The 19352-nt window shown below is 42.5% G+C and carries 19 protein-coding genes; all 19 read left to right on the forward strand.

Annotated elements, in window-relative coordinates; all coding sequences use genetic code 11:
• Positions 1-2 precede the first annotated feature (2 nt).
• The 19 genes from flhA to proS all read left to right on the forward strand — a co-directional run bounded on the left by flhA (position 3) and on the right by proS (position 19313).
• Positions 3-2036: a flagellar biosynthesis protein FlhA gene (gene flhA, locus NYE20_RS09165; protein WP_003231947.1), complete on the forward strand. Its 2034-nt coding sequence runs from the start codon at positions 3-5 to the stop codon at positions 2034-2036.
• Complete coding sequence (gene flhF / locus NYE20_RS09170) at positions 2036-3136, forward strand: flagellar biosynthesis protein FlhF (protein ID WP_003231945.1); 1101 nt, start codon at positions 2036-2038, stop codon at positions 3134-3136. Before flhA ends, flhF begins: the two co-directional genes overlap by 1 nt.
• Positions 3127-4023 (forward strand): flagellum location/number ATPase FlhG, encoded by an 897-nt coding sequence (flhG, locus tag NYE20_RS09175; protein ID WP_080030667.1) that lies wholly within the window; start codon positions 3127-3129, stop codon positions 4021-4023. The genes flhF and flhG overlap by 10 nt, the downstream gene beginning before the upstream one ends.
• A gap of 1 nt (position 4024) precedes the next feature.
• Complete coding sequence (gene cheB / locus NYE20_RS09180) at positions 4025-5098, forward strand: protein-glutamate O-methylesterase CheB (protein WP_120028092.1); 1074 nt, start codon at positions 4025-4027, stop codon at positions 5096-5098.
• Between the two features lie 5 nt (positions 5099-5103).
• A complete protein-coding gene (gene cheA, locus NYE20_RS09185) occupies positions 5104-7122 on the forward strand; it encodes a chemotaxis protein CheA (protein ID WP_161621576.1) in 2019 nt (672 codons plus the stop codon).
• 21 nt (positions 7123-7143) lie between these two features.
• Complete coding sequence (cheW, locus tag NYE20_RS09190) at positions 7144-7614, forward strand: chemotaxis protein CheW (protein WP_003231938.1); 471 nt, start codon at positions 7144-7146, stop codon at positions 7612-7614.
• 18 nt (positions 7615-7632) lie between these two features.
• The gene (gene cheC, locus NYE20_RS09195) at positions 7633-8262 is read left to right on the forward strand and encodes a CheY-P phosphatase CheC (RefSeq protein ID WP_003231935.1); all 630 of its coding nucleotides are present in this window, start codon (positions 7633-7635) and stop codon (positions 8260-8262) included.
• Entirely contained in the window at positions 8259-8759 is a 501-nt protein-coding gene (cheD, locus tag NYE20_RS09200) for a chemoreceptor glutamine deamidase CheD (RefSeq protein ID WP_003244852.1), read from the forward strand. Before cheC ends, cheD begins: the two co-directional genes overlap by 4 nt.
• A 22-nt stretch (positions 8760-8781) precedes the next feature.
• Entirely contained in the window at positions 8782-9546 is a 765-nt protein-coding gene (gene sigD / locus NYE20_RS09205; RefSeq protein ID WP_032725704.1) for an RNA polymerase sigma-28 factor SigD, read from the forward strand.
• 28 nt (positions 9547-9574) lie between these two features.
• A complete protein-coding gene (swrB, locus tag NYE20_RS09210; RefSeq protein ID WP_161621577.1) occupies positions 9575-10078 on the forward strand; it encodes a swarming motility protein SwrB in 504 nt (167 codons plus the stop codon).
• A 143-nt stretch (positions 10079-10221) separates the two neighbouring features.
• Positions 10222-10962 (forward strand): 30S ribosomal protein S2, encoded by a 741-nt coding sequence (gene rpsB / locus NYE20_RS09215; RefSeq protein WP_003220918.1) that lies wholly within the window; start codon positions 10222-10224, stop codon positions 10960-10962.
• A 101-nt stretch (positions 10963-11063) separates the two neighbouring features.
• The gene (gene tsf, locus NYE20_RS09220; RefSeq protein WP_003231929.1) at positions 11064-11945 is read left to right on the forward strand and encodes a translation elongation factor Ts; all 882 of its coding nucleotides are present in this window, start codon (positions 11064-11066) and stop codon (positions 11943-11945) included.
• Positions 11946-12090: 145 nt separating this feature from the next.
• Positions 12091-12813 carry a UMP kinase gene (pyrH, locus tag NYE20_RS09225; RefSeq protein WP_003220923.1) on the forward strand — a complete coding sequence of 241 codons (723 nt, stop codon included), beginning with the start codon at positions 12091-12093 and terminating at the stop codon, positions 12811-12813.
• Between the two features lies 1 nt (position 12814).
• Positions 12815-13372 (forward strand): ribosome recycling factor, encoded by a 558-nt coding sequence (frr, locus tag NYE20_RS09230; RefSeq protein WP_003231927.1) that lies wholly within the window; start codon positions 12815-12817, stop codon positions 13370-13372.
• Positions 13373-13502: 130 nt separating this feature from the next.
• A complete protein-coding gene (locus NYE20_RS09235) occupies positions 13503-14285 on the forward strand; it encodes an isoprenyl transferase (protein WP_003231925.1) in 783 nt (260 codons plus the stop codon).
• Between the two features lie 3 nt (positions 14286-14288).
• Positions 14289-15098, forward strand: a complete 810-nt coding sequence (gene cdsA, locus NYE20_RS09240) for a phosphatidate cytidylyltransferase (protein ID WP_003231924.1) — start codon at positions 14289-14291, stop codon at positions 15096-15098.
• 61 nt (positions 15099-15159) lie between these two features.
• On the forward strand, positions 15160-16311 hold the full coding sequence (gene dxr / locus NYE20_RS09245; RefSeq protein ID WP_003245155.1) for a 1-deoxy-D-xylulose-5-phosphate reductoisomerase: 1152 nt from the start codon (positions 15160-15162) through the stop codon (positions 16309-16311).
• Between the two features lie 6 nt (positions 16312-16317).
• Entirely contained in the window at positions 16318-17586 is a 1269-nt protein-coding gene (gene rseP / locus NYE20_RS09250; protein ID WP_010886508.1) for an RIP metalloprotease RseP, read from the forward strand.
• A 32-nt stretch (positions 17587-17618) separates the two neighbouring features.
• Positions 17619-19313, forward strand: a complete 1695-nt coding sequence (proS, locus tag NYE20_RS09255) for a proline--tRNA ligase (RefSeq protein WP_161621578.1) — start codon at positions 17619-17621, stop codon at positions 19311-19313.
• Positions 19314-19352 lie beyond the last annotated feature (39 nt).

Below are 19352 nucleotides of genomic sequence, written 5' to 3' on the forward strand. Positions count from 1 at the left end.
GCATGTCAACAAGAGATTTATCCGTTTTAATAAGTGTTGTCCTCATTGTGGCGATGCTGGTGATTCCATTTCCTCCATGGCTGTTAAGTATTTTGATCATTATTAATATTTCTCTTGCGTTGATCGTGCTTCTCACCACAATGAATATGCAGGAAGCGCTTCAGTTTTCGATTTTTCCGTCACTGTTGCTGCTTTTGACCCTATTTCGTTTGGGCTTGAACGTCTCAACTACCCGTTCAATTCTTTCACACGGTGAAGGAGGGAAAGTCGTCGAGACTTTCGGAAATTTCGTTGTCGGCGGAAATGTATTAGTTGGACTCGTTGTATTTATCATCCTTATTATTATTCAGTTTATCGTCATTACAAAAGGTGCTGAACGTGTTTCCGAGGTTGCAGCAAGGTTTACGCTGGACGCAATGCCGGGGAAGCAGATGAGTATTGATGCTGATTTAAACGCAGGGATGATTACCGAACAGGAAGCGAAGCATCGCCGCGAAAAAGTGGCAAGAGAAGCAGACTTTTATGGAGCAATGGACGGTGCCAGTAAATTTGTAAAAGGTGACGCCATTGCCGGAATCATCATTGTGATGATCAATATTATTTTCGGAATCGTGATCGGAATGCTTCAGCAGGGCATGTCCATTCAAGAGGCTGCTTCACACTTTACGATGCTGACTGTAGGGGATGGAATTGTTTCGCAAATCCCGGCACTGTTAATTTCTACGGCTACGGGTATTGTGGTCACAAGAGCTGCCTCTGAAGGAAACTTAGGGCATGACATTACAGGCCAGCTGTTTGCGTATCCAAAGCTTTTATACGTCGCAGCAGCTACGATCATGCTTTTAGGTATTTTCACTCCGATCGGCATCCTTCTAACGGGGCCGCTTGCGGGATTGCTTGCTTTTGGCGCATATACACTATCTAAATCAGGTAAGGAAAAAGAAGAAGTGGATGAGATTCTTGAGGAAGAGGCTGAGGTGGACGAGCTTAAAAGCCCTGAAAGTGTTGTTCAGCTTCTGCATATAGATCCGATAGAATTTGAGTTTGGATATGGCCTGATACCGCTTGCTGATGCCAATCAAGGCGGTGATTTATTAGACCGAATTGTTATGATACGCCGTCAGTTGGCTTTGGAACTCGGGCTTGTCATTCCTGTCGTGCGAATCAGAGATAATATAGCGTTGCAGCCTAATGAATACCGATTGAAAATTAAAGGAAACGAAGTAGCAAAAGGCGAGCTGTTGCTTGATCATTATTTAGCGATGTCGCCTACTCCTGAGGACGATCTCATTGAAGGGATTGAAACAGTGGAGCCTTCATTCGGTCTGCCGGCTAAATGGATTAGCGAAGCGGTAAAGGATGAAGCCGACATGCTTGGTTATACAGTAGTTGATCCTGCATCAGTCGTTTCAACGCATATTACGGAGAAAATTAAGCAGCATGCCCACGAATTGATCGGAAGGCAGGAGACAAAACAGCTGATCGATCACTTGAAAGAATCGTATCCAGTCCTGGTTGAAGAGGTTACGCCGAATCCATTGTCTGTCGGTGATATTCAGAAAGTGCTTGCTAAGCTTTTAAAAGAAAAAGTTTCAATTCGAAACTTAGTAACGATTTTTGAAACACTTGCTGACTATGGGAAATTAACAACAGATTCTGATCTCTTGACAGAGTATACAAGACAAGCGCTTGCTAAACAAATTACAGCCCAGTTTGCCAAAGAAAATGAAGTATTGAAGGTTGTTACTTGTTCCGGCCGTGTAGAAAAAGCAATAGCAGACGGTGTGCAGCAGACGGAACACGGGAACTATTTATCACTTGAACCAGATATTTCAGAAAGTATAGTGCGCTCTGTCGCTAAAGAAGCTGAACAGCTCTCATTACGTCAGGAAACCGCGATTCTTCTTTGCTCGCCGCCTGTCAGAATGTATGTGAAACAGCTTCTGGAACGGTACTTCCCTGATCTTCCGGTACTCTCTTATAACGAACTTGAGGCGAATGTTGAGGTACAAAGCATTGGAGTGGTGGATATTTAATGAAAATAAAAAAATTTACTGCTGCTTCAATGCAAGAAGCGGCACTTCTCATCAGAAAAGAGTTAGGTAATGAAGCGGTCATATTAAATTCAAAAAAAATTAAAAAGCGAAAATGGTTTGGCCTCGTCAACAAGCCTGCTGTTGAAGTAATCGCCGTATTGGATCAGGACTTTCTTGAGAAAAAAACGCCTCAGAAGGCAGCTGAACCGAAACAAACATTAAAAACTCCGGTCAGCAGTCCGAAAATAGAGGAGAGAACATATCCCCCTCAAATTCCGGCGCAACAGGAGCTAGGTGATTTTTCAGCATATCAATCTGTACTTCCTGAGCCGCTGCGAAAAGCAGAAAAGCTTTTGCAAGAAACAGGGATCAAAGAGTCTACGAAAACGAACACTCTGAAAAAATTGCTTCGCTTCTCTGTTGAAGCAGGCGGCTTGACTGAAGAAAATGTTGTCGGCAAACTTCAGGAAATACTATGCGATATGCTGCCCTCAGCAGACAAGTGGCAGGAGCCAATTCATTCAAAATATATCGTTCTCTTTGGTTCAACAGGGGCTGGTAAAACAACTACACTGGCTAAACTCGCAGCCATATCTATGCTTGAAAAACATAAAAAAATCGCTTTTATTACAACAGATACGTATCGTATTGCAGCTGTTGAACAGTTGAAAACATACGCTGAACTGCTGCAGGCTCCTCTGGAAGTTTGCTATACAAAAGAAGAATTTCAGCAGGCGAAGGAGTTATTTTCTGAGTATGATCATGTGTTTGTTGATACAGCCGGAAGAAACTTCAAGGACCCGCAATACATTGATGAACTGAAAGAAACGATTCCTTTTGAGAGCAGCATTCAGTCATTTCTTGTTTTATCCGCGACTGCAAAATATGAAGATATGAAGCATATTGTCAAACGGTTTTCATCCGTCCCTGTCAATCAGTATATTTTTACGAAAATAGATGAAACGACTTCCTTAGGTTCTGTATTTAATATACTGGCAGAATCAAAAATAGGTGTCGGGTTTATGACAAACGGACAGAATGTGCCTGAGGATATACAGACTGTATCTCCACTTGGTTTTGTGAGGATGCTGTGCAGATGAACAGATATGACCAAGCAGCAACTTTACGGGCGAAAATGGAAAAACGTGAGCGCGTTCTGCCAATGGTTTATTCACAAAAAGCGAAGACACTTGCTGTCATCAGCGGCAAGGGCGGTGTCGGAAAATCCAATATTACCTTAAATATGGCACTTGCGCTACAGGATAAAGGTAAGAAGGTGCTGCTCATCGACCTTGATATCGGGATGGGGAACATTGATATATTAATAGGAAATTCATCGTCTGCCACGATAATTGATGTTTTAACCGATCGTAAGCCTTTGCTCCAGTCATTATCCATTGGCCCAAAGGGTTTGCGGTATATATCAGGGGGAACCGGTCTTGATGTGATGTTTCAGCTCGATCAGAGAAAATGGACGTTTTTTGCCAATGAACTTTCTCATGCATTAAGCCAGTTCGATTATGTGCTGTTTGATATGGGAGCGGGCTTATCAAAAGATCAACTGCCTTTTATTTTATCAGCAGAAGATATTTTGATTATAACAACTCCCGAGCCGACGGCCATTATGGACGCATACAGCGCTGTCAAGCACTTGGTTTTGACAGAAAATAAGCTTTCAATGAAGGTGGCTGTCAATCGGTGCCGTGACCAAAAGGAAGGGCTTGACGCTTTTGCCCGCCTCTCCCGTACAATTCATATGTTTTTGGATGTTCAGGTTCAGTTTGCCGGTTCCGTTTCTGACGATGTGATCGTGAGCAAAGCGGTTGTCGAACAGGTTCCTTTTTTCATAAAAAGCCCTCAGGCAAAAGCCAGCCGGTCAGTCCGTATTTTAGCGGACGCCTTGTTTGAAAGAGAAGAAACGAGACACAAAGAAGACAAACAGACATTTATTGAGAAATTATCTTCTTTTTTAATGAGGAGGGCTTAATTTGATTCGTGTGCTTGTAGTTGATGATTCAGCTTTTATGAGAAAAATGATAAGTGATTTTCTGACCGAGGAAAAGCAGATAGAAGTAATCGGAACTGCGAGAAACGGAGAAGAAGCGCTTAAGAAGATTGAATTATTAAAACCGGATGTTATTACTCTTGATGTTGAAATGCCGGTCATGAATGGGACAGATACGCTCCGCAAAATTATTGAGATTTATAACTTGCCGGTCATTATGGTGTCTAGCAAGACCGAGAAAGGTAAAGAATGCACAATTAATTGTTTGGAGATCGGTGCCTTTGACTTTATCACAAAGCCATCAGGCTCAATATCTCTGGATCTATACAAAATTAAAGAACAATTAGTTGAGCGTGTCGTCGCGGCAGGACTTTCCGGCAAGCGGAAACGTCCTGTTTCCCAGACAGTTCGGCCCGAACCTATTGTGCGTGCTGTCGTTAAGCCTGAATTAAGCAAACCGAAACCTGGCACGGGCAGACAAATTGTGTGTATCGGCACATCAACAGGCGGTCCACGGGCGTTACAAAAGGTGATACCGAAGCTCCCTAAGGATTTGAACGCACCAGTGGTTGTCGTTCAGCACATGCCTGAAGGGTTTACTGCTTCTTTGGCTGATCGGCTGAATCATTTATCTGACATTCAGGTAAAAGAAGCAAAAGATGGTGAAGCAGCTCTTAACGGCTGTGTTTACATAGCACCGGGCGGAAAAAACATATCCGTTATTAAAAACAGCGAAGGACTCCAGGTTGTGCTTGATAACCATGACACACCAAGCCGTCATAAACCATCTGCTGATTATTTATTCCGTTCTGTCGGGAAACTGACAGATTATGAAAAAGTAGCGGTTATCATGACCGGAATGGGCAGTGACGGCACTGCTGGGCTAAAGGACATGCTAACAGCCGGCAATGTGAAAGCCATTGCGGAGTCTGAAGAATCTTGTGTCGTATACGGGATGCCAAAAGCTGCTGTTAAAGCGGGTCTCATTCATGAGATTAAACATGTGGAAGATATCGCAGCATCCATCACAAGCTGTGTGAAAAAAGAGAGGGTGTGATTCAAATGGATATGAATCAGTATTTAGATGTCTTTATTGATGAGAGTAAAGAACATTTACAAACATGTAATGAAAAGCTTCTTCTTTTAGAGAAAGACCCGACTGATCTTCAGCTCGTACATGATATATTCAGGGCTGCCCATACATTAAAAGGAATGAGCGCAACGATGGGCTACACGGATTTAGCACATCTTACCCATCTGCTTGAAAACGTGCTGGATGCAATCCGAAACGGAGACATGGAAGTCACCTCAGACTGGCTGGATATTTTGTTTGAAGCTCTGGATCACCTGGAAGCAATGGTTCAGTCTATTATTGATGGCGGGGATGGTAAAAGAGATATCTCAGAAGTGAGTGCCAAGCTTGATGTGAATGGTGCGCACGCTGAATCCGCTGCCTCCGCTGAACCTGCAGAAGCACAGAGTTCAGCATCTGATTGGGAATATGATGAATTTGAACGCACAGTTATACAAGAAGCGGAGGAGCAAGGCTTCAAACGATATGAAATCAAGATTTCTCTGAACGAAAACTGTATGTTAAAAGCAGTTCGTGTCTATATGGTGTTTGAAAAACTAAATGAAGTCGGAGAAGTAGCCAAAACAATTCCAAGTGCTGAAGTGCTTGAAACAGAAGATTTTGGAACTGACTTTCAAGTTTGTTTCTTAACACATCAGTCAGCGGAAGACATTGAACAATTAATCAATGGCGTGTCGGAAATTGAGCATGTTGAAGTCATTCAAGGGGCTCCTTTAACATCAGCTGAAAAGCCTGAAGAATCTAAGCAAGAAGATTCACCAGCAGCAACTGTACCTGCGAAGCAGGAGAAACAAAAACAGCCTGCTAAAAACGATGAACAGGCGAAGCATTCAGCCGGCGGATCTAAAACAATTCGTGTCAACATTGACAGGCTTGATTCTTTAATGAACTTATTTGAAGAGCTTGTCATTGACCGCGGGCGTCTCGAGCAGATTGCGAAAGAGCTTGAGCACAATGAACTGACTGAAACGGTTGAACGAATGACGAGAATTTCCGGAGATTTGCAATCGATTATTCTGAATATGAGAATGGTCCCGGTTGAAACTGTTTTTAACAGATTCCCGAGAATGATTCGCCAGCTTCAGAAAGAGCTGAATAAAAAAATTGAACTCTCGATCATCGGTGCGGAAACTGAACTTGATCGTACAGTAATTGATGAAATCGGAGATCCACTCGTTCACTTGATCAGAAACAGTATTGACCATGGTATCGAGGCGCCGGAAACACGTTTGCAAAAGGGAAAACCGGAATCAGGAAAAGTTGTGCTTAAAGCTTATCACAGCGGCAACCATGTCTTTATCGAAGTAGAGGATGACGGCGCAGGCCTTAATCGCAAAAAAATTCTGGAAAAAGCGCTTGAGCGCGGGGTCATAACGGAAAAAGAAGCTGAAACCTTAGAAGACAACCAAATTTACGAATTGATTTTTGCTCCGGGGTTCTCAACTGCTGACCAAATTTCTGATATTTCCGGCCGCGGTGTAGGACTTGACGTTGTAAAAAACAAACTGGAGTCTCTTGGCGGTTCAGTCAGTGTGAAATCAGCCGAGGGTCAAGGCTCTCTATTCAGCATCCAGCTGCCGCTTACCTTGTCTATTATTTCAGTTCTGCTGATTAAGTTGGAAGAAGAGACATTTGCCATTCCGATTTCTTCAATCATTGAGACAGCAGTTATTGACAGAAAAGACATTTTGCAAACGCATGACCGTGAAGTGATTGACTTTAGAGGGCATATTGTCCCTGTCGTTTATTTAAAAGAAGAGTTTAAAATAGAAGATACAAGAAAAGATGCGGAACAGCTCCATATCATTGTCGTGAAAAAAGGCGACAAACCTACTGCATTTGTGGTGGACTCCTTTATTGGCCAGCAGGAAGTTGTGCTGAAATCACTCGGAGATTATTTAACAAACGTCTTTGCAATTTCCGGAGCTACTATTTTAGGAGACGGAGAAGTAGCGCTCATTATTGATTGTAATGCACTGATTATTTAACCATTCGAGGAGGTGTCTCACATGACTGCAGAAATTAAAACAGGCGAAAAAATGATAGTCTTTATGGTAAATGGCAAAGAATATGCCATTTCCGTCACTCAGGTGAAATCAATTGAAAAATGGCAAAAGCCAACGAGGGTACCTGGCGTCGAACCATATATTTGCGGGGTAATCAATTTACGCGGGGTGGTGACTCCGGTTATTGATTTAAGAAAACGCCTGAATTTGCCAGAGTATGAAATTACCGATGAAACACGAATTATCATTATTGCTTATCGTGATATTGAAGTCGGCTGGATTGTGGATGAAGCGAACGATGTGATTACCGTACACGAAAGTGAAATAGAATCTGCTCCAGAAGGCGTTCAGAAAGATACGGATGTGTCGATCGAACAGATTGTGAAACAAGAGAACAGACTCTTAAATATTATTGATGCGAACGCGGTTTTGGATAAAGAATCATCTCAGTCCGCTGTGCCCGATCAAGCTTAATCTTAAAGGGGTTATGACATGAGTATTTTTAATGGAATCAAAGAAGAGCAGATGGACATTTTGCGGGAAGTCGGCAATATAGGCGCCGGCCACTCCGCCTCTGCAATGGCCCAGCTGTTAAATAGAAAGATAGATATGGAAGTCCCATTTGCAAAGCTGCTGTCTTTTGATGAGCTTGTTGATTTTTTCGGCGGCGCCGATGTCCCGGTTGCCAGCATCTTTTTAAGAATGGAAGGCGATTTAACGGGTTCAATGTTCTTTATAATGCCTTTTTTTCAGGCGGAGCAGTTTATCAGAGAGCTGATTGGAAACCCCGATTTTGACATAGAGGACTTAGGTGAAGACCACATGAGCTCATCCGCTTTGCATGAACTGGGCAATATTTTAGCGGGGTCATATTTAACAGCTTTGGCGGATTTGACGAAACTCCAGCTCTATCCAAGTGTTCCTGAAGTCTCATTGGACATGTTCGGAGCTGTGATCAGCGAAGGGCTGATGGAGCTCAGTCAGGTTGGAGAACACGCCATTGTTGTCGACACGTCAATTTTTGACCAAAGCCATCAGCAGGAGCTGAAAGCGCATATGTTTATGCTGCCGGACTATGATTCATTTGAAAAGCTCTTTGTCGCTTTAGGTGCATCATTATGAGTACAACTGAGGCTGTTGTTATAAAGGTTGGGATTGCTGACGTGAAGATCGCCCGCTTCCCGGATACCATCCGGACCTCTGGTTTGGGCTCATGTGTGGGGCTGGTGCTTTATGATAAAGAAAAGCAAACGGCGGGTCTTGTTCATGTCATGCTTCCGGATTCGACGTTATCGAAAACTGCCGAGCTCAACCGGGCTAAGTACGCTGACACCGCCGTACAGACCACGATTGATATGCTGATAGAAGCGGGATGCCGGAAATTTGCATTAAAAGCAAAGCTGGCCGGCGGATCAGAGATGTTTAAATTTAAATCGACAAATGATTTGATGAAGATCGGACCGAGAAATGTATTAGCGATAAAAGAACAGCTGTCTTTATTTAATATTCCTATTATTAGTGAAGATACGGGCGGCTCAAGCGGCCGGACAATAGAATTTGAACCGAAGTCCTGCATGCTGCATATTCGAACTGTTAAACAAGGTGAAAAAACGATTTAATTAAGGTATTAGGGGGATAACAATGCAATCCTTGAATTATGAAGATCAGGTGCTTTGGACGCGCTGGAAAGAGTGGAAAGATCCTAAAGCCGGTGACGACTTAATGCGCCGTTACATGCCGCTTGTCACATATCATGTAGGCAGAATTTCTGTCGGACTGCCGAAATCAGTGCATAAAGACGATCTTATGAGCCTTGGTATGCTTGGTTTATATGATGCCCTTGAAAAATTTGACCCCAGCCGGGACTTAAAATTTGATACCTACGCCTCGTTTAGAATTCGCGGCGCAATCATAGACGGGCTTCGCAAAGAAGATTGGCTGCCCAGAACCTCGCGCGAAAAAACAAAAAAGGTTGAAGCAGCAATTGAAAAGCTTGAACAGCGGTATCTTCGCAATGTATCGCCCGCGGAAATTGCAGAGGAACTCGGAATGACGGTACAGGATGTCGTGTCAACAATGAATGAAGGTTTTTTTGCAAATCTGCTGTCAATTGATGAAAAGCTCCATGATCAAGATGACGGGGAAAACATTCAAGTCATGATCAGAGATGACAAAAATGTTCCGCCTGAAGAAAAGATTATGAAGGATGAACTGGTTGCACAGCTTGCGGAAAAAATTCACGAACTCTCTGAAAAAGAACAGCTGGTTGTCAGTTTGTTCTACAAAGAGGAGTTGACACTGACAGAAATCGGACAAGTATTAAATCTTTCTACGTCCCGCATATCTCAGATCCATTCAAAGGCATTATTTAAATTAAAGAATCTGCTGGAAAAAGTGATACAATAATGAATTTCATGGTTAGCGAGTGAAAAACATGTCAACACTATTATGGCTTTTAAGCTTTACGCTCCACGGCGTTCTTCTGTACGCTGTCATTATCCTGTATACGAGGCTCGCTGCAGTGAAAGAAACAGAAAAACAGCAAAAACAGATACTTGAAGAGACGGAAAACACCTTGGCGGCATTTCTGCTTGAATTAAAAGAAGAAAATGAGAAACTGATAGAAAATAAAGCTTCATCTGCAAGTCAATCAGATGAAGAATCCCAAAAGCCCAGCCTTCAGACCTCTGAAACATATCAAGAGCGGGATCCAGTCCAAGAGGCAGAGAATCTTCCTGAACATATTGAAGGTCTGATTACAGAGGTTGACCGTCGGGAAGAGCTCGTAAACAGTGAGGTCCAATCATTTGAAGACCAGGTCATAGAATTATATGAACAGGGATATTCGGCAAGTCAAATTGCCCAGATAATGAAGAGCGGAAAGACAGAAATCGAGCTATTTTTAAAATTTCGCTCCAAAGGTGTAAAGGATTCTTGATTGTCGGATAAAGCTGTGTTATATTATGTCTTGGTGTTAAATACACACGCTTAACGATTTATGCAGAGGGTGCTGCAGGCGGCAGTTCTGCACAAAAATGACCTAAGCGGAGGAAAAAAACCATTATATTAGGAGGAAATAACATGTCAGTCATTTCTATGAAGCAATTGCTTGAAGCTGGTGTTCACTTCGGTCACCAAACACGCCGTTGGAATCCAAAAATGAAGCGTTATATTTTCACGGAGCGTAACGGAATCTACATCATTGACCTTCAAAAAACAGTCAAAAAAGTAGAGGAAGCTTACAACTTCACTAAAAATCTTGCTGCTGAAGGCGGAAAAATCCTTTTCGTCGGAACAAAAAAACAAGCTCAAGATTCTGTTAAAGAAGAAGCTCAACGCTCTGGCATGTACTATGTCAACCAACGCTGGTTGGGCGGTACATTAACAAACTTCGAAACAATCCAAAAACGTATTAAACGTCTTAAAGACATTGAAAAAATGCAAGAAAACGGTACGTTTGATGTACTTCCTAAAAAAGAAGTCGTTCAATTGAAAAAAGAATTAGAGCGTCTTGAAAAATTCCTAGGCGGAATTAAAGATATGAAGGATCTTCCTGATGCATTATTCATCATCGATCCTCGCAAAGAGCGCATCGCTGTTGCGGAAGCTCGCAAATTAAACATCCCTATCATCGGTATCGTAGATACTAACTGTGATCCAGATGAAATCGATGTTGTTATCCCAGCGAACGATGACGCTATCCGCGCTGTTAAACTTCTAACTTCTAAAATGGCAGATGCAATCTTAGAAGCGAAGCAAGGCGAAGAAGAAGCGGAAGTTGCTGAAGAAACTGCACCAGAAACAGAAACAACAACTGCGTAACCTATTCAAAAGGTGATAAGAGGGACTGCCTTTTATCACCTTTTTTCAAGAAAAATGTGTAATATACATACTCTTGTTTAAACATATAAGGAGGAATACAAATGGCAATTACTGCACAGCAAGTAAAAGAACTGCGTGAAAAAACTGGCGCGGGCATGATGGATTGTAAAAAAGCGTTAACTGAAACTGACGGAGATATGGACAAAGCAATTGACCTTTTAAGAGAAAAAGGGATTGCAAAAGCAGCGAAAAAAGCTGACCGTATCGCAGCAGAAGGTTCTACTCTTATTAAAACTGACGGCAACAAAGGCGTTATCCTAGAAGTAAACTCTGAAACTGATTTCGTTGCGAAAAACGAAGGTTTTAAAGAGCTTCTTAACACTTTAGCTGACCACCTTCTTGCAAACACGCCAGCTGATGTTGAAGAAGCAATGGGCCAAAAAATGGAAAATGGCTCAACTGTTGAAGAGTACATCACAAGCGCAGTTGCTAAAATCGGTGAGAAAATCACTCTTCGCCGCTTTACAGTTCTTACAAAAGACGACAGCTCTGCATTCGGTGCGTACCTTCACATGGGCGGCCGCATCGGTGTATTAACTGTTCTCAACGGTACAACTGATGAAGAAACTGCGAAAGATATCGCAATGCACGTTGCTGCAGTTAACCCTCGTTACATTTCTCGTGATCAAGTATCTGAAGAAGAAACAAATCATGAGCGTCAAATCTTAACTCAGCAAGCCCTCCAAGAAGGCAAACCTGAAAACATCGTAGCGAAAATGGTTGAAGGCCGTCTAAACAAATTCTTCGAAGAAATTTGTCTATTAGACCAAGCGTTCGTTAAAAACCCAGATGAAAAAGTGAAACAAGTTATTGCAGCGAAAAACGCTACTGTTCAAACTTTTGTCCGCTATGAAGTTGGAGAAGGCATCGAAAAACGTCAAGAAAACTTTGCTGAAGAAGTAATGAACCAAGTGAAAAAATAATGGTGAAAAGATTTCGCGGCTAAGTCGCGTCTTTTCAGGCAGTATAGGGGACACATTTTGTGTTCCCTATTTTTAAAACTATATTTACAAACCTTTTTTTCTCTTGCATAATAGAAAACGGCAATGTTTACACTTGGAGGTTATCATGGAAAAACCAAAATACAAACGTATCGTATTAAAGCTTAGCGGGGAAGCATTGGCAGGAGAACAGGGAAATGGAATTAACCCAACTGTCATTCAATCCATTGCAAAGCAAGTGAAGGAAATCGCTGAGCTTGAAGTCGAAGTGGCTGTTGTAGTAGGCGGCGGCAACTTATGGCGCGGAAAAACAGGAAGTGACCTGGGCATGGACCGCGCGACTGCTGACTATATGGGAATGCTGGCGACAGTAATGAATTCGCTTGCTCTTCAAGACAGCTTGGAAACACTCGGAATCCAGTCCAGAGTGCAAACATCCATTGAAATGAGACAAGTTGCTGAACCGTACATAAGAAGAAAAGCGATACGCCACTTAGAGAAAAAACGTGTCGTTATTTTCGCTGCGGGCACAGGAAACCCATATTTCTCAACTGATACGACAGCTGCACTGCGGGCTGCTGAAATTGAGGCAGACGTTATTTTGATGGCTAAAAATAACGTTGACGGTGTGTATAATGCTGATCCTAGAAAAGATGAATCAGCTGTTAAGTATGAATCACTTTCTTATCTTGACGTTCTTAAAGACGGCCTGGAAGTCATGGATTCAACAGCTTCCTCTTTATGCATGGACAATGACATTCCGCTTATCGTCTTTTCTATTATGGAAGAAGGAAATATCAAACGTGCCGTTATCGGTGAATCAATCGGAACGATCGTGAGGGGGAAATAACGTGTCAAAAGAAGTATTAACTCAAACAAAAGAAAAAATGGAAAAGGCAATTGCTGCTTATCAGCGCGAATTGGCTACTGTACGCGCAGGCCGTGCAAATCCATCATTATTAGATAAAGTAACGGTTGAATATTACGGAGCGCAGACACCTTTAAATCAGTTGTCTTCTATTAACGTGCCTGAAGCTCGTATGCTCGTTATCACACCATACGACAAAACAGCAATCGGCGATATCGAAAAAGCGATTTTAAAAGCTGATTTAGGTCTTACACCAACAAGTGACGGCAATATGATTCGAATTGCAATTCCGGCACTAACAGAAGAGAGACGGAAAGAATTAGTGAAAGTTGTAAAAAAATATGCTGAAGAAGCAAAAGTAGCTGTTCGTAACGTTCGCCGTGATGCTAACGATGATCTCAAAAAACTTGAGAAAAACGGAGACATTACTGAGGATGAACTGCGTGCTTCCACTGAAGACGTTCAAAAACTGACAGATGAATATGTGTCAAAAATTGACAGTGTCACAAAAGACAAAGAAAAAGAAATCATGGAAGTTTAATGAAAAACTATGTACAATAGATAATAGTGAAAAGACCCTCTCATGTTTACAGGGGGTTTTTTTGTTAATACTGTTGATTACATTGATTATCAGCAGGGAATGTAACCTTTTTGGGTGACGGAGGAATCTCATGCTCAACATACTCAAAAATTGGAAGAATCAGCAAACAGCGGCTTCCAACTTAGAACGTTATACAAAAGAAGACATACTTAAGGGAGAAATTCCCGAACACATCGCCATTATCATGGATGGAAATGGCCGTTGGGCTAAAAAACGCTCTCTTCCCAGAATTGCAGGCCACCATGAAGGGATGAAGGTGGTAAAAAGGACCACGAAGCTCGCAAACGAATTAGGTGTCAAAGTACTGACATTGTATGCATTTTCAACAGAAAACTGGAAAAGACCGAAAATGGAAGTCGATTTTTTAATGAAGCTTCCGGAAGAATTTTTGAATACGTATCTTCCAGAGCTTGTTGAGGAAAATGTACAGGTTCGGATCATTGGGGATGAAACGGCTTTGCCCGCGCACACATTACGTGCGATTGAAAAAGCTGTACAGGACACGGCGCAAAACGACGGAATGATCCTTAATTTTGCTCTTAACTATGGAGGCCGTACTGAAATTGTCAGTGCTGCAAAATCACTCGCGGAAAAAGTGAAGGAAGGCTCTTTGAATATTGAAGACATTGATGAATCGCTTTTTTCTACTTATTTGATGACTGAATCTTTGCAGGATCCTGAACTTTTAATTCGAACGAGCGGCGAGATAAGGCTGAGTAATTTTATGCTATGGCAGGTTGCCTACAGTGAATTTGTCTTTACTGACGTCTTGTGGCCTGACTTTAAAGAAGATCACTTCTTGCAGGCGTTAGGAGAGTTTCAGCAGAGAGGCCGGAGGTTTGGCGGAATTTAGAGGATGGTGGACATGAAACAAAGAATTTTGACAGGTGTTCTGGCAGCAATTGTATTTTTATTTTTGGTTATTGTCGGGAAATTGCCGTTCACCATATTAATTTATGCTATGGGCAGTGTGGCGCTTTTTGAACTTTTACGGATGAAAAAGCTGAAGCTGGTTTCACTGCCGGGTTTGATTGGTCTTTTATTATTGTGGATGTTCTTATTACCAAGCCAGTATTCGTTTTTTGAAGCGGACGGGATTTCCAAAATGGAAATCGCTTTATTTGCGGTACTGCTATTGCTGACTTACACAGTGTTGGTCAAGAACACCTTTACTTTTGATGAAGTCGGGTTTATTACGCTTGCAGCAATTTACATCGGAATGTGTTTTCATTATTTTATCGAAATCAGAAATCTTGACCAATACGGATTAACATACATTTTTTATGCGTGTGTTGTCATTTGGTCCACCGATTCCGGTGCCTATTTTGTCGGTAAATCGCTTGGGAAGCGGAAACTATGGCCTGAAATCAGTCCGAATAAAACAGTGGAAGGGTTTGCAGGCGGAATTGTCATCGCACTTGTATTGGCGACGATTTTTCAGCTTGTTGCACAACTTCCGATCCCGTATATCTATCTGCTGTTGATCACGCTGTTTTTGTCTGTTTTCGGACAACTTGGAGATTTAGTGGAATCCGCCTTGAAAAGACATTACGATGTAAAGGATTCTGGGAATATTCTTCCCGGGCATGGCGGTATATTAGACCGTTTTGACAGTTTCTTGTTTGTCATGCCTTTCTTGTACTTTCTGCTTGCCCTTTTTTCATAAAAAAGTCTAATATGAATATGAGACTGATCATGCAGCAATAAGAATAGGAGTAGTGGCAACTTTGAAAAATATTTGTCTTTTAGGAGCAACAGGATCAATCGGCGAACAGACTCTTGATGTACTGCGTGCACATCAAGATCAATTTCAGCTGGTATCTATGTCGTTTGGCAGAAATATTGATAAGGCCGTTCCAATGATTGAGGTCTTTCAGCCGAAGTTTGTCTCTGTCGGTGATCTGGATACATATCATAAATTAAAACAAATGTCTTTTTCTTTTGAATGCCAAATCGGGCTGGGAGAAGAAGGACTGATAGAAGCAGCAGTGATGGAGGAGGTTGACATTGTTGTCAACGCTTTGCTTGGAAGCGTCGGTCTTATCCCGACGTTAAAGGCAATTGAACAGAAAAAAACAATTGCGCTTGCAAATAAGGAAACTCTTGTCACTGCAGGGCATATAGTAAAAGAACATGCTAAGAAATATGATGTTCCGCTGCTGCCTGTTGACAGTGAGCATTCAGCCATTTTTCAAGCTCTTCAAGGCGAACAGGCTAAAAACATTGAACGCCTCATCATTACGGCATCCGGCGGAAGTTTTCGGGACAAGACGCGGGAGGAGCTCGAATCAGTAACGGTTGAAGATGCATTAAAACATCCAAACTGGTCAATGGGTGCAAAAATTACAATTGATTCGGCTACAATGATGAATAAGGGATTAGAGGTGATCGAGGCACACTGGCTTTTCGATATACCTTATGAACAAATTGATGTGGTTTTACATAAGGAGAGCATCATCCATTCAATGGTTGAGTTCCATGATAAAAGTGTGATCGCACAGCTCGGAACTCCGGATATGAGAGTCCCCATTCAATATGCGCTCACTTATCCTGACCGATTGCCATTACCAGATGCGAAAAGGCTTGAATTATGGGAAATCGGCAGCCTTCATTTTGAGAAAGCTGATTTTGACAGGTTCCGATGCTTACAATTTGCTTTTGAATCAGGTAAAATAGGAGGAACAATGCCGACAGTGCTAAATGCGGCAAACGAAGTAGCTGTCGCTGCCTTTTTAGCTGGCAAGATACCGTTTTTGGCTATTGAAGACTGTATCGAAAAGGCACTAACCCGCCATCAATTACTGAAAAAACCGAGCCTGGCGGACATTCAAGAAGTGGACAAAGATACCCGGGGATACGTCAATTCAATACTCACATAAGGTGGTATGTTCGTGAATACAGTTATAGCGTTTATCATTATTTTCGGAACGCTCGTTTTCTTCCATGAACTGGGCCATTTATTGCTAGCCCAAAGAGCGGGAATTCTCTGCCGTGAATTTGCGATCGGCTTCGGTCCAAAGATTTTTTCTTTCAAAAAAAATGAAACAGTTTATACGATCAGGCTGCTTCCGGTCGGCGGATTTGTTCGTATGGCCGGCGAAGATCCGGAAATGATTGAGGTGAAACCCGGATACACGGTCGGGCTTCTGTTTAATAAGGAAGATCAAGTTGAGAAAGTCATCATCAATCAAAAGGAAAAATATCCGGATGCTTTAGTCATTGAAGTGGAAACAGCGGATCTAGAGCATGACATGAAGATCACCGGTTATGAACAGGGGAAAGAGGACGAACTTTCCAGCTTTACTGTCAGCGAAACATCCTTTTTTATTGTAGACGGAGAAGAAGTGCAGATTGCGCCGTATAATCGCCAATTTGGTTCCAAACCTGTGTGGCAGCGGATTAAAGCAATTGCTGCAGGGCCGATTATGAACTTTATTTTAGCTTACGTCATTTTAGTGATGCTTGGGCTGATTCAAGGCGTACCGTCAAATGAACCTATGCTCGGGCAGCTGACAGACAATGGACGGGCAGCTGAAGCAGGGCTAAAAGAAGGGGATTATATCCAAAGCATTAACGGAGAGAAAATGAGGTCTTGGACTGACATTGTCTCCGCTGTAAAAGAAAACCCGGAGAAAGAAATGGACGTTGCAGTAAAAAGAGATAACAAAACGCTTCATATTTCGGTGACTCCGGAAGCTGTTAAAGATGAGAACAAAAAAACAATCGGACGTTTCGGTTCCTATGCGCCGACTGAAAAAGGCGTACTCTCAGCGGTTGCTTACGGCGCGACATCAACAGTTGATGTCACCAAAGCCATTTTAACCAATCTGAGCAAATTAGTAACAGGCCAATTTAAACTCGATATGCTGTCAGGTCCTGTCGGCATATATGACATGACAGACCAAGTGGCGAAAACAGGGATCGTGAATTTATTTCAGTTTGCGGCGTTTTTAAGCATTAATCTTGGGATTGTCAACCTGCTTCCGATTCCGGCACTTGACGGAGGAAGACTGTTGTTTCTATTTATTGAAGCGATTCGGGGCAAACCGATTAACAGGGAAAAAGAAGCATTTGTTGTGTTTATCGGAGTAGCTTTCTTAATGCTTCTTATGCTGGTTGTCACATGGAACGATATCCAGCGGCTGTTTTTGTAAACGAAAAGTAAATCAATCAGAGGTGCGAAGAAATGAGACAAAGCTTGACGCTTATTCCTACGCTCCGTGAAGTTCCAGCTGATGCCGAAGCAAAAAGTCATCAGCTTCTTCTGAGAGCAGGATTTATCAGACAGAATACGAGCGGGGTATACAGCTATATGCCTCTTGCGTATAAGGTGATTCAAAACATTCAGCAAATTGTTCGAGAAGAAATGGAGAAAATTGATGCCGTAGAAATGCTCATGCCTGCGTTGCAGCAGGCAGAGACATGGCAGGAATCAGGCAGATGGTATACGTATGGTCCCGAACTGATGAGACTAAAAGACCGTCATGGCCGTGAATTTGCTTTAGGGGCAACGCATGAAGAGGTTATCACTTCGCTTGTTCGCGATGAGGTTAAATCTTATAAGCGTCTCCCTCTGACTCTTTATCAAATTCAGTCTAAGTTCAGAGATGAAAAACGTCCTCGCTTCGGTTTGTTAAGAGGCCGCGAATTTATTATGAAGGATGCGTACTCTTTCCATGCATCTGCAGAGAGCCTGGATGAAACGTATCAAAAAATGTACGAGGCCTATTCTAATATTTTTGCCCGCTGCGGCATTAATGTAAGACCTGTTATCGCTGATTCAGGCGCAATGGGAGGAAAGGATACGCACGAATTTATGGCACTTTCTGCGATCGGAGAGGATACGATTGCGTATTCTGATGAATCACAGTACGCGGCTAATATCGAGATGGCTGAAGTTCTTCACCAGGAAGTTCCTTCAGATAAAGAGCCTAAAGCTCTAGAGAAGGTTCATACGCCTAACGTGAAAACAATCGAAGAACTGACTGCGTTCTTGCAGGTTTCGGCTGAAGCGTGCATTAAGTCAGTATTGTTTAAAGCTGATGACCGTTTTGTCTTAGTGCTTGTAAGAGGGGATCATGAAGTTAACGATATTAAAGTGAAAAACTTGCTTCATGCAGAAGTTGTAGAGCTTGCCACACATGAAGAGGTCATTCAGCAGCTCGGAACAGAGCCAGGCTTTGTAGGCCCTGTCGGTATTCATCAGGATGTGGAAGTATATGCCGATCAAGCTGTGAAAGCAATGGTTAATGCTGTTGCCGGGGCAAATGAAGGAGATCATCATTATAAAAATGTCAATGTGAATCGTGACGCGCAAATTAAAGAATTTGCTGATCTTCGTTTTATTAAAGAAGGTGATCCTTCACCAGACGGCAAGGGAACGATCCGTTTTGCTGAGGGAATCGAAGTCGGACAAGTCTTTAAGCTCGGAACACGCTATTCAGAAGCGATGAATGCGACATATTTAGATGAAAACGGACGCGCGCAGCCAATGCTGATGGGCTGTTACGGAATCGGTGTGTCAAGAACGCTTTCTGCTATTGCTGAACAGCATCACGACGAAAAAGGATTAATATGGCCAAAAAGCGTTGCCCCGTTCGATCTTCATATTCTTGCATTGAACATGAAAAATGATGGGCAAAGAGAGCTTGCTGAAAAGCTGTATGCCGATTTAAAAGCGGAAGGCTATGAAGTGCTCTATGACGACCGTGCTGAGCGTGCCGGTGTAAAATTCGCTGATTCAGATCTAATCGGCCTTCCAATCCGCATCACTGTCGGAAAACGGGCTGACGAAGGAATCGTCGAAGTGAAAATTCGTCAAACTGGTGAGTCAACTGAGATTTCAGTAGACGAATTATCTGCGTTTATCAGCAAGCAGTAATCACCATAACGATTTATCAAAAAACATGTTAAAATAGAA

The sequence above is a fragment of the Bacillus sp. FSL R5-0416 genome (assembly GCF_037975425.1).
Lineage (GTDB): Bacteria > Bacillota > Bacilli > Bacillales > Bacillaceae > Bacillus > Bacillus subtilis.